This window comes from Bythopirellula goksoeyrii (assembly GCF_008065115.1).
GTDB lineage: Bacteria > Planctomycetota > Planctomycetia > Pirellulales > Lacipirellulaceae > Bythopirellula > Bythopirellula goksoeyrii.
Genome location: NZ_CP042913.1, coordinates 3920912 through 3936794 on the forward strand (window position 1 = coordinate 3920912; position 15883 = coordinate 3936794).

Annotated in this window: 10 protein-coding genes and 1 pseudogene; 7 read left to right on the forward strand and 4 right to left on the reverse strand. The window is 55.7% G+C overall.

Annotated features, from left to right (window positions below):
• Positions 1–362: 362 nt before the first annotated feature.
• The 4 genes and pseudogenes from Pr1d_RS15565 to Pr1d_RS15580 form a co-directional block, all read right to left on the reverse strand.
• Complete coding sequence (locus Pr1d_RS15565; protein WP_148074385.1) at positions 363–3803, reverse strand: choice-of-anchor Q domain-containing protein; 3441 nt, start codon at positions 3801–3803, stop codon at positions 363–365.
• Positions 3804–4160: 357 nt separating this feature from the next.
• Positions 4161–4760: pseudogene (locus Pr1d_RS15570) on the reverse strand (transposase); the annotation flags it as partial.
• A 126-nt stretch (positions 4761–4886) separates the two neighbouring features.
• Positions 4887–6152: a group II intron reverse transcriptase/maturase gene (gene ltrA / locus Pr1d_RS15575; protein WP_148074387.1), complete on the reverse strand. Its 1266-nt coding sequence runs from the start codon at positions 6150–6152 to the stop codon at positions 4887–4889.
• Positions 6153–6205: 53 nt separating this feature from the next.
• Positions 6206–6601, reverse strand: coding sequence for a hypothetical protein (locus Pr1d_RS15580; protein ID WP_148074388.1), 396 nt, complete (start codon positions 6599–6601; stop codon positions 6206–6208).
• Between the two features lie 610 nt (positions 6602–7211).
• On the opposite strand from Pr1d_RS15580, the gene Pr1d_RS15585 reads away from it, so the two are divergent.
• From Pr1d_RS15585 to Pr1d_RS15615, 7 genes are all read left to right on the forward strand, one after another.
• Positions 7212–8684 carry a hypothetical protein gene (locus tag Pr1d_RS15585; protein WP_148074389.1) on the forward strand — a complete coding sequence of 491 codons (1473 nt, stop codon included), beginning with the start codon at positions 7212–7214 and terminating at the stop codon, positions 8682–8684.
• Between the two features lie 293 nt (positions 8685–8977).
• On the forward strand, positions 8978–9175 hold the full coding sequence (locus tag Pr1d_RS15590) for a hypothetical protein (RefSeq protein ID WP_148074390.1): 198 nt from the start codon (positions 8978–8980) through the stop codon (positions 9173–9175).
• Positions 9163–9837, forward strand: a complete 675-nt coding sequence (locus tag Pr1d_RS15595) for a hypothetical protein (protein ID WP_148074391.1) — start codon at positions 9163–9165, stop codon at positions 9835–9837. The genes Pr1d_RS15590 and Pr1d_RS15595 overlap by 13 nt, the downstream gene beginning before the upstream one ends.
• A gap of 145 nt (positions 9838–9982) precedes the next feature.
• A complete protein-coding gene (locus tag Pr1d_RS15600) occupies positions 9983–10642 on the forward strand; it encodes a lectin-like protein (protein ID WP_148074392.1) in 660 nt (219 codons plus the stop codon).
• Positions 10639–11820, forward strand: a complete 1182-nt coding sequence (locus Pr1d_RS15605) for a hypothetical protein (RefSeq protein WP_148074393.1) — start codon at positions 10639–10641, stop codon at positions 11818–11820. Before Pr1d_RS15600 ends, Pr1d_RS15605 begins: the two co-directional genes overlap by 4 nt.
• Before the next feature lie 110 nt (positions 11821–11930).
• Positions 11931–15356 carry a HEAT repeat domain-containing protein gene (locus Pr1d_RS26085; RefSeq protein ID WP_148074394.1) on the forward strand — a complete coding sequence of 1142 codons (3426 nt, stop codon included), beginning with the start codon at positions 11931–11933 and terminating at the stop codon, positions 15354–15356.
• Between the two features lie 159 nt (positions 15357–15515).
• Positions 15516–15839: a hypothetical protein gene (locus tag Pr1d_RS15615; RefSeq protein WP_148074395.1), complete on the forward strand. Its 324-nt coding sequence runs from the start codon at positions 15516–15518 to the stop codon at positions 15837–15839.
• The last annotated feature ends 44 nt before the right edge of the window (positions 15840–15883 follow it).

The following is a 15883-nucleotide window of genomic DNA, read 5'->3' on the forward strand; positions in this document are numbered from 1 at the left end:
ATTTAACGATTGCAGCTCCTAAGTTCAATATACGCACCTGTTCCAACTTTGTACTCAATCATGATGCCGTGAGACGCGTCGCCAGGAGCAGCCTTGGATGCAGAGGTGTCTCCCGAAAAATGACACCGATGCGCCTCAGGCGAACCGCTACGGCGCTGAGAGTGATGCATCCTCGCTCAATTAAACGGTCGCCAAACTGAACGAGGTCGCGCACAACGAGTGCACTTAGCAAGTTACTTTGACGACGCCGTCAGGGGCATCTTAATCGCGTCGACACGTACTACAATGGCAGACGCGACTTGGATCAATAGTGTGGTTTTTTGGAGGTCTTGATAAGCGTTTGACTTGTTGACCAGCCTCTACTACCTAAACACTCGCTCCAGCAGTTCCTCGGCAAGCCAAGCTTCCTTTCCAGTTTTCTCATCATCCGACCCAGCTGCAAGCGATTCGTACTCCGCGGAAAGAACAGATGTCGAAAGAACGTCTCCCCTCGCAAACACAGCATCCCGAACCGCCTCATTCTCGCTTGGTTGAACTTCAACGAAGAAATTGCCCTCACTCTCAGCCTGATCCATCCACTCCATAGCCAGCGCGAGATCAATGAGTTCGGTGTTAGAGAGCGGAGAGTTAAGAGTCGAAAGTTGAGAGCCAACATCCGAGAACTTAGAGCCAGATTCTGGCTCTGGATGCTCAGCACTAGACTCTTGACTGAGAACTACCAGCGGCGGAACGATCCCGTACTGCCCCTGCCACACCCCCAGGTCATCGCCATCCACGTCCAGGTCGTTATCTGCATCGCCATCGGCCTTCTGCGCATTGGGTGTACCCAAGCCCCGCTGCCAGGAAAGGAAATCCCGGCCATCGACGTCGCCATCGTCATCAAAGTCGGCGGAATCGACAGCAGCCTCCTGGACTTCAAACGCCCCGATGTCGATCGCCGCGCCCTTAACTCGGTCGAAACCGCTGCGACGATGATCGAACGTGCGGACGATGCCCTGGCCTGCGACGTCGGCAGGGTCGCCGGCGTCGTGCGCGGGACCGCCGAGCAACAGGGCATGGGTTGGTGTGGGGCCGCCGTAGTCGCTTAGCGGTAACAGCTGCGGATCGAAGACTCCCGACTGATCGCCGGTGGCGATAAATCTTCCATTAGAATTGCCACCGCCGACAAGGTTGTAGCCGTCCGATAAGATTGAACTCAACCCGAATCCGACTGAAGCCACGTCGTCGTTATCGGTGTTGTCGGCGACGATGGTTGAGCGAAATCGTGTGTTCACGAGCGACGACGCACGGCTCAGCACGCCGTCGCCCACAGCAGCCGTGTTCTGGGTGATGGTACTATGCCGAATGAGCGTTTTCCCAAAATCGACGTAAATCCCGCCGCCGCTGCCGGTGGCGGTGTTTCCAGAGATCGTCGAGTTGGAGATGACGGCCCGTTCGACGAAGTTCTCATCGTCGTTGTAGATCCAAAGTCCGCCGCCGTCGTCGCCTGCTGTGTTCCCGGAGATGGTGCTGTCGACAATCGTCAGATTGCTGAAGCTAAACACGCCGCCTCCGTCTTGTGTCGCCACGTTGCCCGTAACGACCATCGCCGTAAGCGTCACATTGGTGTTCCCGGCACTGCGGATGCCGGCGCCATTGTCGGCGACCCCGCCGGTGATCGTCAGGCCGCTAATATTGGCGCTCTTATTGAGGCCGATATCGAATACGCGGGAATTACCGCCGCCGTCGATGGTGAGCTGATTGGCGCCCAGTCCCACGATGGTTACGTTGTCGGTAATATCCAACTCACCAAGCGTCAAATCAATTGTGCCACCGGCTAGACCTGGATCGAAGGAAATCACGTCGGCACCCATATTCATGTTGGCAGTTTCAATTGCCTCGCGGAGGCTGAACTCTCCGGTGCCGTTACTCTCATCGTTCAGGGTCGTAACGATGAGTAGTTGTGGGTGATCTTCGATGGCGCCGATGTCGATCCGGGGACCCGATTGCCGTACGAACGGCAATCCCCGCTGATCGCTATCGGGCGGCGTGGAGAAAGCAGGATCGCCGGCATTGATGGCGGGGCTGCCGGCAGCGAGCGCATGCGTGAGCGTCGGCCCGCCGTTGTCGGCCAGCGTGGTGTCGATGATACTGGCCAGGGGCGTCGGCAGCGTGCCGTTGCTGGTGGCGACGATATCCGTCGCGCCGGGCGTGAGACCGCCGAGTGAATTCGCCGTCGAGTAAGCCGCGGCTCCAAACAAGTTGTAATCATCGACGACGATGGTTCCCTGATTGGAAATGTCCCTTGTCGCACCTAAAGAGCCAACGCTGTTGCCGGCGAGAATTGAGTGGCTAAGCGTGGCCGTGCCGCCTGTGTAATTCAAAATTCCACCGACCGAAAAGCCAGAATTATCCGTCACCGTGCTGTGGCGAACATTAAGCGTCGCCTGATTCCAGATACCACCGCCACCCTGGCCAAGCCCGGCCGAATTGCCGCTGAGCGTGGAGTTCACGACATTGGCTGTTCCCGCAGAGTTGAAAATACCCCCTCCCGGGGCCAAAGCGCCTGCAGAATTACCGCGAAGCGTGCTGCGCTCGATGTTGAGCGTGCCACCGTCGTTGAAGATTCCACCGCCTGCGCCTAGATTATCCGTGACGTTATTGCCACTGATGGTGGACTCAACAATCGTCAGCTCGCCAGATACGGTCGAGTTAAAGATGCCGCCACCCGAGTTGACGGCCGTGTTGTCCGAGATCGTACTTCCAGACGCCACTAGACTACCGTAATTGTTAATGCCGCCGCCTACGTCGGCTACGTTACCAGAAATCGTGCTGCCTGTGATCGAAGCTCGCCTAAGACTAGATATCAGAACGCCGCCGCCAACAGCGGCAAGAATTGGAGATTCTGAAGACGCCGTATTGTCCGAGATAGTGCTATCGGCGATCGTTAGTTCAGAGTAGGCGGCTTGAATGATACCTCCACCTATTCTGGCTGAATTGTTCGATATCAAGCTTCCCGATATCACGGGCGAAAGGGCGCGTCTCAGTAAGACGCCGCCGCCAGAACCTCCATAACCATTGTTTTCATCCGTGGCGGCGTTTCCCGTAATGGTGCTGTCCAATATGACTATCGGCGCGTTTTCTTTATCTGTGGAAGGAAATGCATAGGCATAGACGCCTCCACCCTGCTCCCGCGCCGTATTGCCAGAGATGGTACTGCCGATGATGGACATCGAGTCTTCTGTGAAGGTCAAGCCGTCAAAAAAAACCCCGCCTCCATATAGAAAGGCAAAATTTTCGCTGATTGTGCTACCGGTGATGGTGAGGGTGCCCCCCCTCACGTTGGCAATCCCACCTCCGAAATAGGCATAGCTGGAGGTGATCGTCGATGACGTAATGGTGAGACTGCCTTGATTCCTTATTGCTCCACCAGCACCTCCAAAAGGATCATCCGCTCTGCCTCGCGTCAGCGTCAAGCTGCTGATTCCCACGTTGCCGCCGGTAATATTGAAAATCCTCGAATTGTTCTGCGCATCAATAGTAAGCTGCAAACCGCTTGCGGCGGCGATCGTGAGATCCTTGTCGATCACCAACTCGCCGAGCGTCAGATTGATCGCGCCGCCCGAGACAAAGCCGATTGTCTCGCCCGCAGGCGCCAGGGCGATCGCGTCGCGCAGCGAGATGTCGCCATCGGTGATGCTGCCGTCGGCTTCGTCGATAAGGGTGTCGACAAAGATCGCCAGCATCCGCCGATCTTCAAGCGGTTCGAAGCAAAGGCGGCGAGAACCGCAGGTAGCACGGCGCAGTGAGGGGGAGTGAGCCATGACGGGGTATCCTGGAGAAGCGACGGGCACACAACACCAACAGAGCCACCGCCCGATGGCCCCCCGCCTCTCGGCAAATTACCACCAGACAGACCCCTGCGAGGAGTATAAACCGGGATTTCCCATTTGGGTTGAGCCTGGAACCGCTCCAAGCCTAAATCGTTCCCTATGTTAACATCGCGCCCCCCCCCCGTGTCTAGCGCGTGGTGATTTTTCTCCATTTTTTCTTCCATCCGATGCTGGAAACTGCGAATCGGTTCCCGTCGAGTCGTTTTTCAGCGGCGAAGTGCTGGTCCTGCGCAGAACTTCTCCGCTGGGAACCTCGTTTTCCACTCTTTGTTTCGCTCCCGAGTCACATCACTCGACCAGAGGCGGCGGCTTTGCCAGCTGCGCAATGCGGTCGAGAATGTCTGCGAACAATCGCCTTGGCACCGCCACCTCGGTCAGTTGAAAGAACACTTACTTCGAATGCCGCGTCACCTTGGCTCCGATCTTCACCAGCTTTTCCCGCAGCGTCGTCAGCGACCAGTGCTGAAATGGTTTCGGCAGTGCCAACCGCCGCAGAAAATTCGCCAAGTTGTACGCCAAGGCAAACAGTTGCAGGCGCGTCTGGTTGTACTTGAACGTGCGGCAGGAGAGCTTCGTCCATTTGACGGCGTTCTTGCCTTCCTTGATCCACTGCTCCCCCGTGCCGCGACCGTTGTAGAATTGCACCACATTCTTGGATTGTTTGCTCAGGTTGGTCACGATGAACCCAACGCGTGAAAACAATTCGCCAGCGTGCCATTCGATCTTGGCGACCACGCGCCCCGCTCGCTCCCACGACTTCGCTTGATACTGGAAACTGTGATAGAAGACCTTCGGCTTGTGCGACGGACGGCCCACGGGTCGGGTTAGCAGATGCTCGATTTCCCGCTCCAGTACGAAGTTGGACTTGATGCGAATGGTGTATCTCAGATTGAGACACCTCTGCAACTTCGGAGAAGCCCCAATTCAACGCGGACCAGGTGGCCCTGGGTGATTACTCACCCAGGGCTCCCACAGACCCGTACGTGCCCGCATTAGAGCATACGGTTCCTCAAATCATGGTTTCACTGCGTGACGAAGCTGCGAGCGAACGGCGCGCGCCGGAGCAAGCGGGTAACGACGGAGCAATGCGCAGAATTTCTGCCAGTGCATCGAGCGGATGTTGTTGCGGCGGTTAAGCCACTTACGCCATCGGTTCTCGACTTCTTGGCGAAACCGGTTCATTGCTTCCGAGTTCCCTGTAACTCCGTAATACGCATAGTGTCCACGTAGCTTCTGGTTGAGCTTTTGCTGCTGCTCTGCAAGCGACAAGTGTCGATTGTCGTGGCACCATTGATCGATGCGACGAACAGCGCGGGTGAAACGATCCGTGGCAGTCTTGAGCTTGACCACCCAATAGCCCTTCAGGGATTTCGCCCAGTAGTGGGTGAATCCAAGCAGGTCAAACGTGCCAGGACGATCGTCGTCCTTCGTCCGTGAAGACGGGGGACGGAACGATATAAGTTTCGTCTTGGTCGGGTGGACAGTCAGCCCATACTTACCAAATCGTTTCGGAAGGACTTCCAGCACGCGTTCAGCATCGCGAGGATCGCAAAAGCCGATCACGAAATCATCCGCATAGCGGATGAGGAAAGCCTTCCCACGCAGGCGGGGCTTCACTTCTTGTTCGAACCAGAGGTCCAGCACGTAGTGCAAGAACACGTTCGAAATCAAGGGAGAAACAACACCACCCTGGGGCGATCCAGAGTCCGGGTAACTGACGTTACCATCTTCCATCACGCCCGCTTTCAACCACTTGTCGATCAGACGCAGCAACACGCCATCACGCACCCTCTGTCGGAGAAACTGCCTGAGATGTTGATGATCCAGATTATCGAAAAACTTCCGGATATCGACCTCCAAAACTGTCACGCCCGTCCGCCGATGGCGCATCGTCTGGTCACGGAAGGAACTCAATGCATCGTGTGCCGAGCGGCCACGTCGAAATCCGTAGGAACAGTCCAAGAAGTCCTGCTCATAGATCGGATCCAGTAACATGACCACCGCACGCTGAAGGATTTTATCCTCCAGCGTGGGTATTCCGAGCGGACGAGTCTCCGTGGTGGAGCCGCCTTTCGGAATGTGCACTCGTCGCACAGGAGGAGCCTTATAGGTGCCGGACTTCGCGCGGTCGAGCAGGCTTTGAAGGTTGCCCTCCAAATCCTGTTCATATTGTTCCGCGGTCACTCCGTCGACACCAGCAGCACCGTCCTTACGCGTGCATCGATAAGCATCCTTTAACCAGTCAATGTCCATCAGATAGGCGAGCGAAGTGAAGGCCATCTCTGAAGACCGTCTCGCCAACGCTGCTATCCGTCTCTGTTTCGTGTACACGTCTATCGAATTTCGAGGCATTCGTCGTGTTTCTCAAAAACGGTTCCATGATTCGACGTCTCGCTTCCCTCCACTGGCTCCAACAGGGTGAAGTTCGCCAGTTTCAACGGTACTATCAAGACGCTATGACTTCCTGCTACCCATCTCGCCGCACTTCGTTTCCTTCGCTTGGCGATACCTCGGTTGCACTCGTTCTCTTTCGCTCCTTGACGGACGAGTAAGCCGCCAAGGCCTGGAGTTGGTAACCCGGTGTCTCCATCCGGGATGTTGCCGAGGAAGCAACAGGATCTCCCAAGTTCCTGGGGAACCTCAATCATCCGTTTGCACATGTTCCAAACCGACGCCGGCAGGACTGCTTGCACCAGACCATACAGTGCAGCAGCGTGGCCCTTGGTCATCAAAAGGCAAAGGCTCCCACGATTGGGTCTTTCGACGCTCAATAGCATGGCTTTCGGACTCGCTGCGGGCACCGAGCGGAGCTTGGTCGGCTTCGCAGAGCCGGTCACCCGGCACCACGCAAAACTCGCTTCCAGTTGCGGGTCAGGCTCTACTGGACGGGGTTCTCACCCGCAAGGTTCCGATGAAAGGTTTCAAAGTTGTACTTTACATCTCATTCCCCCTTCCCAAGCTTTGCTTGGCGCAACTGATGCAACCTCTTTCAGTTGGCCCATCGCCGAACTGAAGGAGGATGTGCAGACCAAATCCATTTAGGCAGTTACCGTTGGTGTGGGAGGTTAGATTCAAGAATGGGATCTATCCACCGAGAGTTGGCATGTCGTTTGCTCCTTTTATTCTCCTAGGTCTTCACATGGTACGTGAGAGGCCGATTACCCTTGGTTTTTTGAGCCAGTCCGTTGTGCCGGGGGCGTACAGCGTGCGTAATCGCACTGTGCCCCTGTGACAGAATGGGGGTGTCTTATCAGGGGAGGGCATTCCCGTTGACTCGCCCGCGGCGGGGCGAGGGTCGCCGTCGGCATGAACACTGGTCCCAGGAAAGGGAGGTGTATCATGCGATGTCGCATTCGAAATATAGTACCGGCTACTCTGTATATGCCCACGGCAGTGTTACGACCTGGAATCACTCTTAGGTCCTCAGGACAGAAGGCTGAGCAAATCATCTCCAATAGAAGTCTTCGGTTTTCGGAGGTGACCATCAGTAGTTTTCTGATCTCTAGTTTTTTCGTAACGATTCTAATTTGCCCGCAATATCTATTCGGGAAAGAGGTTTTCGATCAGCAGACAACCCAGCAAGCTAGTCGAAGTGAGGCCGAGACACCCTTACGTTGGATATTTGTACCTGATGACGTAATTCGTGTTGAAATGGAAGTCAATGAAACAGTGGTTGACGATGAAAACAAGGAGTATCAAACCAAACGCATTTATGATTATCGGTGGACCGTGAACTCAGTGGACTCGGATGGAACAGCTACTCTCACAGTCACTTTCGATCGCATTCAATTTCATAGTGAATGGTTCTCCTTCGACTATGACAGCCAAACAGACGACGCCACTGTCGGTACATCAGTCGACAGCGAAAGGTATTCGATGCTTTATGAATTCCGGGCAATGAGGAGTTCGCAGTTCGAAATTGAGGTTACTTCTCGTGGTGCCGTCAAGCAAATAGTGGCAGCAGAGTCCGTGGTCGGGCCAATGCAGTTCACTCCAGGAGATTGGCCTGGGTTACCAGAGAAACCCGTGAAGATTGGCGATTCATGGACTTTAAACAGCGAACTGAATGTTGACTATATCCATTCCCACGGTCAGGCCACCTATGAACTTGTCAGCCTGGAACGGAAGGATGAGAAACTCTTATGCGACATCAGAGGAAATTCCCTCTTTTCGGAACACACTGGCCTACCACCCAAATCGGAGATAGGAGCAATAGAAAGTAAGAGTCACTTTGACCCGAAGGCGGGAATGTTTATGGACGAAAAGCTCTCGTCGAAACTTCGATCAGAGATCGCTCCTGGAGAAAACGTCAGCATCACTGTCGACGTCACGCGGCGTCTCTTCCCCTGCGAAAAACAAGTTGAGCAGACGGAAAGAAACGGGGAGTACCTCTTCGTGTTCGACAAAGGAATTGCCAAGCCAATAGTTCTTGCTGGCGTTCCAGTGGGCGTTCACAATGACACCGTGAGTGAGCTGTTGCATTTGAACTTTTACCATACCTGGACGGACACCGACAAAGATGGGATGCCTATTCCTGAAGAATTGACTGGTATCTCGACTCGCTTTTCTGCGGGTGATCCAGTTCATTTCTCTCTGATTATAGTCGGCCTTAAGGACGCAGAGTTGTACTTCAATATCCTCTGCTCACAAGGGCGATATGAAAGGAATGTGATTCCAATCCGGGATAATATCTGGTACGCAATGCGAACAGTCCCTGAACTGGAGCCTGGAGTCTATTTCTTCGAATTCTTTGTGAACGAACGTCATCTGGTTCGCATTCCGATCCAAGTTGCCCCTTCACTCGATCCGTGAGCGAAAACCAAAGCAAGCCATCATGGGTGAAAAGATGAAAAACAAATGGGTCATCACGATGGTCGTCGGGTATGTTCTACTGTTCCTAACCTATTTTTTCTCATCTGGAACTCGCGGCGATCTGTGGTTTATGCTTCATTATTATCGAATGGAAATCGTGCTCGTCAGAGGAACGCATTTCGGAGATAGTTTAACCAATGGTCATTGGGAGGGAAGAGTCGCTATTCCATCGAAATATCCGCTTTATTTGTCGGTTGGACTTATTTTAGCGGGCACTGGAATGGCGATTAGAAATGACACGAAAGAGCATTCTCGCCGAACCGTCCAACAAATTAAAAACCGTCCAGTTGTTGGCCACGGCAAACCCGCTGATGCCGCTGAAACATCGACCGCTGCAAAGCCAAACCAAGCCCGAACTCTTTCAACTTCATGCCAGCAACCCTGCGAGGACGGAAGTCTCGATCAAAGGAGGTGTGCGATGCGATGGTTGACGATCAGTGCGGCGGTAGTCGGGGCGGCTCTCGGTCTCGGCAGTTTTTCCGATGGTGTTCACGCTGCTCCTGTGGTTTACTCTGGTAGCGACAATGGAAGTACTTCGCTCGTCGGGTCGCCAAATTCTTCAGCTGCTGCAGCGGCATTCGACCTTACTACCGGAGCCTTAGCAATGCTTGACTTTGAGACAGCGTTACCTGCGGGAGTGACCATATCTGGCGGTACCATAGGAGACGCAGATGATGTGTGCGCCACAGCGAACCTCCACTGTTACGCCACAAGCCCAGTGAATGTTCTCCGAAACAATGGGACGACTATTCAGTTCTCAGACCCGATTAATGCCGTTGGCGCGTACTTCACTGGGTGGCAAATCGATGGTCAAGAAATGCTCATCAGGTATGCAAACGGGGAAGAGGCAGCAATCGAGATGCCCCCCGGGAATTTCGCAGGCGGGACCATTTTCTTTGGCTTCATTGATAATGGCGCCTCGATCACCCGTATCACATATGTAGCTGGGAACCCCAACAACACTGACGCGGTTGGAATCGACGACATAAGGTACGGCGTTGTCATTCCCGAACCATCGTCGACCATCTTGTCGTTTTCGGCTTATGTTGTTTTGATTCAATTGAGACGCATGAAATTCCGCTTCGGCGTTTGACCTGGGCAAACTGGCCGGTTCACTACGGTGCATCGATCGAACCACCACGTGCGAGTTAGCCCAGAACATTGCAGACATCGGTGGTGACAGCTCCGCGAGTTATTTCAGAGATGCCACGACCGATGAAATGAAGGAGATTTAAACTATGGATACAAGACTCTTGTTTTGTTTCGCAGTTTTGACTGGTGTGCAGCACGGTGAAGTGAGAGCCGAACACGTGCGCTGGGAAATTGCCGACGGAGGGAATGGGCATTGGTATGAAGTTTTTCAAGGGCCGACAGATTCCTACTTCAATGGGGTTCAACGCGTTATTAATTGGCCTGAGGCCCAATTGAACGCCCAGGCTCAGGGGGGATACCTCGCGACCGTCACTTCTTCAGAAGAAAACGAGTTTGTCTTCAGTCTGACGGATTCGCCCTCGAATTGGCAGACGGATGGAATCGGCAATTATTTTGGCGCCTGGCTAGGTGCCTTCCAAGAACCTGAAACCCAAGATCCAACCGCTGGGTGGCAATGGATAACTGGAGAACCATTCGCATTCGCCAATTGGCATCCCGGCGAACCCAATGATTTGTTCGGACAAATTGATGAGAATCGGATCGCCTTCTTCGCCAGTGAAAGCTCAACCGGACAACGATCTGCCTTCTGGAATGATGAGCAAGCCACTCGACTGATCGTCACCGCCTATGTTGTCGAGTATGTCCCTGAACCAACGAGTCTGGCGGTAGCGTTGGCAAGCTTATTTGCTTGTTCGCAGTTCAGACTCTCAGTCATGAATCAAATCGGGGAAAGGGGAATCAAATGAACCGCCCCATCACTAAGAAGCAGACGTTACAGCGGCTTCGAGCGAGAGTATGTATTGCAGCATGTGGAGTGCTCGTCGAGATATGCTTAGTTGCCGTGTCGGTCGTTGCGGAAGAGGCACCCTCTCAAGGAACTGCCGCACAGCAAGACCAGCGTTTGGAGCAGATGAAGTCTCAAAGTCCCAAGGCAACGTTGACCATTCTCCCAGTCCGTGTCGCCGGCAGATCGCTGGACAGGGTCTCGGAACTCATCGGCCTGCTGTTGGAAAAACAGGGACTAAAGAACATCGAACTAGGAGGCAAACCCTTTGATTCTGGCGAGGCCAGCGAATTACAGCAGTTGACGCAGGAGCTTGGCAAGTTCATCCAACAAAACCCTATCACCACGGACTACGCCTTGTACGTCGAATACAACGTCAAGCTACCACAGGGCGAGCTACAGGGAATTCGGAGTGTCTTTGTGGACAAACAAGGCGAGGTGGTATGGAGCGAAGTTCTGACGACGGAGAATGAAGCGCTGAAGAAACTTCAGGCTCATCGCGACCTGATGACTCTGTCATCAGAGGTCGTCGAGCGCCTAGCGCCACAACTGGGTCTCAACGAACAGACCGCCGCAGCCGCCCAGCCGGGTAAGATGGCACGACTAATGGACGAGCGGAGCGGACTGCCTCCGCAGGCAGAACGGGATGCTATGCCAAGCCGGGAAGAGCATTTCCGCCAGGCCGGACCGAATCGGACATTGCAGGTAGTGACTCCTCGCGTGCTTGGCCGTGCGACAGATGTCGCCAGCGCTCAGGCTTTGGCCAATGGACTAAATACCGCAGCACTGTGTCAGGCCCAGCCCGCCGCAGAAGTCGTCAAGTTCACCGCGTCCCAGAAGGATCCCAATGAGTTAAAAGTCCTGTGGGATCTGGCCCGCGAGGTTCGAGATTATGTGCGACAGCATCCGCCGGAAACCGACTACGTGCTGTGTGCCGACTATGTGTTCAACCCCCAGAACTGGGAACAGGGTATTGTGCACTTCGTTGTGTGCGACCGCCAGGGAGAGTGGGTCCTTGTCGACATGCAAAATTCACATCACAAGGATTACCAGGCCGTTCGGCCAACATCGCAGGCTGATTGTGACCGACTGCTTGTTAAGCGAATGGAGGAACGTCTTAAGGTGGCTTCGGAGCAATAGCAGGGCCGCAACAGGCTGGGGCGGGTGCTGACTGAGGGCTTGCCCCACCGTAAGAGGCGGTCGCTTCAGCGCCCCGACCGAACCATCACGAAGGAGGCGGAACCAGGATCATGGGGTCTCGATACCTAGTCAATGCTGCCTTGAATCTCGTCATATTCAGCGGCCCCGTAATAGGCGCTTCGGTCGTATCTGGCGAGCTACCAATTGCCGAGCCGCTCGACGTGGCCTACTCGCCTTCAGGCGAGCAAATCGCAGTCGGTGGCTTGACAAGCGAACGGGACGGACCGGCAGACGGCCTCGTGCTGCTCATCGACGCGGAAAATGGCGAGCAGCAGGCAACGCTGCGACACTCGGGTGCGGTCACACGCAACTTGAGAATGCCGAACCCGGTCCGAGGTTTGGCTTATTCCCCGGACGGCAAGGTGCTGGCCGTAGCGGCCGCGTTAGGGCTCAAACTGTGGGATCCAGCCGATGGCAAGGAGTTGGCGACACTGGCTGGCTATGGCGACACCGATCAAGAATCTCGCGACGAAGTCATTTCAATCGCCTTCTCACCGGATGGCAAATGGCTCGCGGCCACCGACAACCGGTTTCGCGGACAACCAAGCCACCTGCGGCTGTGGGACGTGGCGCAGCGCGACTTGGTTGGCGAGTTCGAGATTGGACACAACGGTCATGTAGCGTTCCTACCCAACGGCACGATGCTTGTTACGGACAAAAATGATAGCCCTGAAGTTCCGTGGCGCTTGGCCGAAGGTCGGGAGTTAGCCGTAGTGCGCACCAAGTTGTCTCGTCCGCTAGTTGTTGATCGACAAGGAAAATACGTCGTGGCGGACAGCATGGGCGGTTCAAAACTGTGGCGGATCGAGCCGACCGAAGCGGGCGACTTGCGTTTTGTCGATGAAATGTCGTTTGCAGGACAAGATCTGCGCCACGTCGGTTTCTCAATTGATGGTCGGTTGTTAGCGACCTGCGTTCGTAGCGGGGTCTTCGTAATTTACGACGTACCGTCACGGCAAGTGGTCGGCACACTGCTGGCCGGAGGACCCTTTGCGTTTTCGCCGGATGGAACGTCGCTAGCGGTCGCCCAAGACAGTCCCGAACGATCGCCCGACGGCAGGCTGCTGGGCGGAACTCGCCTGGCCGTCTGGAAGACGGACGATGTCCTCGCTGCGGACCGCTTGGCGGCGCAAGCGCGTGAAGCGGCAACGGACATGGTGCGAGTATTGTCCGCGCGGCAAGCGGATCTGTGGCGGGTGCATGCGGGCGGTGCGACGATGGACATGTTGCGAAACGTGTATCCCCCGCGCTCAGGCATGTGGATGAGACAAGACGCCATCACGACCTTGCTCACAGGTCCGCAGGGCGAGGCGGCGACGTCGATCCTCATCGACGGGCTGAAGAATCCACTGGTCAACGACAAACAACGGTTACTCCATCCCTTGGGTCTTATCGCCCATCGGAGTTCCCAGGCCCGTGCGGCGATTATCGAAGCGCTGCGTACCTCCGAGGCCACTGACGCACGCACAATGGCGGCGACGATGCTTGGGTTGCTCCCGGTTAACATGGGGCAGGAAGCAGTACCAGTGTTGGTCGAGTCGGCTGGCAACGACAAAAGTCCCCACGTGCGCGCTGCGGCTGAACGGACGCTCAAAGAGTTGGATCCCAAGGCGTACGAGCAGTTCACCGCGCAGGCCCGAGCGCGCGGACCGGTCGTGGACCGCGTCGAGCGACGCGACGGACAACTCAGATACCAAGGCCGGTCCCTGGAAGAGTGGCTGGGGCGGTTGAGTGCTTCTTACATGCCGAATGAAATATTCGGTCAGCCGCGTCGCGACGAACCACTGGCGGCGATTCGCGCGATTGGCTTGGACGCGATGCCAGTGCTTCTCGCCACACTCAACAGTAGCGAGCAACCACTGCGGCGTGCGGCTGCGGCCGGCTTAGGATCACTTGGTTCGCAAGCGAAGGCTGCGATTCAACCACTGCTGGACATCATTGCAGCAGCCGATGCTGCTGATGTGAGCTTCGTACAAGGTGTGCCCGGCGGTGTGGCTAGCGAAGCGGCTGACGCCGTGGCGCTCATCCTAAGGGAACAGCAGGAACTGCCAGCAAGGCTGGTCGAGTTGACCTTGTCTGATAATCCTGCGGCACGCTTAAGCGCCGCGCGGGCCGTGGCGGTTCTGATACCCACCCACCCACGTGGCCTGCCGGTACTGAAGGCAGCGATGGCCGCTGCTGATTCCCAGACGATGGATTTCTTTCCCAATCCCTATGCGTGGTACTTTGGCGATCGTCCGAATGTAGCTTGGTTGGGCCGGTTAATTGCTGATAACGAAGCACCCGCCGAGTATCGAGTCCAGGCAGCCGAGCGTCTTGAGCAGTTGGGTCCGGCCGCGTTACCGGCAATTTCCGGTATGCTCCAGGCGGTCAAAGCCGCCGACCCGAACCTGAGCCGGAGGACAGCCCGCGCGATTCATAAGATCGGACCAGAGGCAGTGCCGCCGGTGCGTGACGCGCTGCGAGCTACCACCAACGATCCCACACGCGAGCGATTGGCCGCCACATTGTGGGGAATGGGTGACGAAGGCCGTTCAGCGTTGAAAGAGGAGTTACACGGTAAAGAAGATCGTGAAGTCGAATCGCTGTGGTGGGCCGCTTTCGCGGGAACCTGGGATGCGCAAGCGTCGCGGATGTATCAGACGGCAATCAAAGAGGCACTGCAGCGCGCGGGGCACTTCGTTCCGCCACAGCCGCCGCGGACTGGCCCCAATCGTCCCCCCAGTCCTCCGATGCCACAAAAGGCAAGTACTGCTTGGTCGGTAAGACTGCTGGCTGACAACGAAGCGCCGGGGACGCTGCGGAGGCAGGCGGCAAAGGCGCTGTCCCAGACATCGCAGAAAGAGCTCCTGCCGTTCTTGCCAGTGCTGCTCGGCGGGCTTGCCAATGAACGAGATACCGGGATGGTTCCTGATTTGGCAGGTTTGATCCAGCGCGTGGGCCCGCCGGCGATTCCGGCGCTGAAGGCCGCAATCGAGCAGGCTCCGTCCGATCATGCTCGCGGTGGCCTGCTCCTTGTTCTTTCATCCAGGTTTGGCAAAGAAGGGCAGCAAGAGTTTGAGCGGCTCAGGCAGCTCCATCCGGAGTACAGCCGACTGCTCGACGCCTACATCCGGCCGCACAAGGCAATCGCCCCATCCCAACGCCCGACTACCTACTTGGCAACGTTTCGAGTGCATGCGCCTGAATCGACGCCGGCAGACGACGTGATCTATATCACCGGAAACGACCCGGCCTTGGGGAACTGGAACCCCAAGGGCCTACGACTCCAGCGGCAGGCGTCGGGCGTGTACGAGTCGCAAGTGCGCCTCGCTCAGGGCAGCCGCATCGAGTACAAGGTGACGCGCGGTAGTTGGGAGACGGTTGAAAAAGACCAGAACAAGGAGGAACTTGCGAACCGTAAACTCGAAGTGACTTCAGATCGCACCGTCGTGATTCGCGTGGAAAACTGGAGTGATCAATTGGATCAGCAATAACAAAACCACCATGACTGATCTTGATCACTGTCACGCAGATCATCACTTGTATCGCCCTTAGCTAAATAAAATAAATGCCCCAGTCTCCCGATGAAGAAATACCTCGGACCCGTGCAGTGGACGACTGGGTTCCTTGGCTGGCAGGTTTGCTGCAATTGATTGCCGCAGTTGGGTGGTTATGCGCGTGGATGGTCGTCGTTTTTCGCAAATGCTGGTCTGTTCAATGCTTTCCCCGAAGGCGAAGCACGAGAGGGCTGGCAGTATTCGTTTTCGCTTGGCTTTATCAATTTAAATTCGGCCGCGACGATCTTCGGCTGGCCGTTGTGCTTTGTGGTGGCTTGGTACCGCTATCTTCGCCACACCAAGGCAAATCGGAAGCAGCTGCTGCTCCTCACCTGCCTGCCGTACTTGCACGTACTATTACTTGTGGTTAGTTGCCTGTTCCTCGCATTGCTCGAGCGACTTTTCGATCTGGGACTGTAGCCAGATCTTGTGATCATCAAGAATCTCGGTTCCAGCCGAACCCG

What these genes read in the sequence shown, in the direction of transcription:
- Pr1d_RS15595 (WP_148074391.1), top strand. Translation starts at nt 9,163, where the DNA reads ATGCGATGGTTGACGATCAGTGCGGCGGTAGTCGGGGCGGCTCTCGGT.
- Pr1d_RS15585 (WP_148074389.1), top strand. Translation starts at nt 7,212, where the DNA reads ATGCGATGTCGCATTCGAAATATAGTACCGGCTACTCTGTATATGCCC.
- Pr1d_RS15590 (WP_148074390.1), top strand. Translation starts at nt 8,978, where the DNA reads ATGACACGAAAGAGCATTCTCGCCGAACCGTCCAACAAATTAAAAACC.
- Pr1d_RS26085 (WP_148074394.1), top strand. Translation starts at nt 11,931, where the DNA reads ATGGGGTCTCGATACCTAGTCAATGCTGCCTTGAATCTCGTCATATTC.
- Pr1d_RS15600 (WP_148074392.1), top strand. Translation starts at nt 9,983, where the DNA reads ATGGATACAAGACTCTTGTTTTGTTTCGCAGTTTTGACTGGTGTGCAG.
- Pr1d_RS15580 (WP_148074388.1), bottom strand. Translation starts at nt 6,601, where the DNA reads ATGACCAAGGGCCACGCTGCTGCACTGTATGGTCTGGTGCAAGCAGTC.
- ltrA (WP_148074387.1), bottom strand. Translation starts at nt 6,152, where the DNA reads ATGGCCTTCACTTCGCTCGCCTATCTGATGGACATTGACTGGTTAAAG.
- Pr1d_RS15605 (WP_148074393.1), top strand. Translation starts at nt 10,639, where the DNA reads ATGAACCGCCCCATCACTAAGAAGCAGACGTTACAGCGGCTTCGAGCG.
- Pr1d_RS15565 (WP_148074385.1), bottom strand. Translation starts at nt 3,803, where the DNA reads ATGGCTCACTCCCCCTCACTGCGCCGTGCTACCTGCGGTTCTCGCCGC.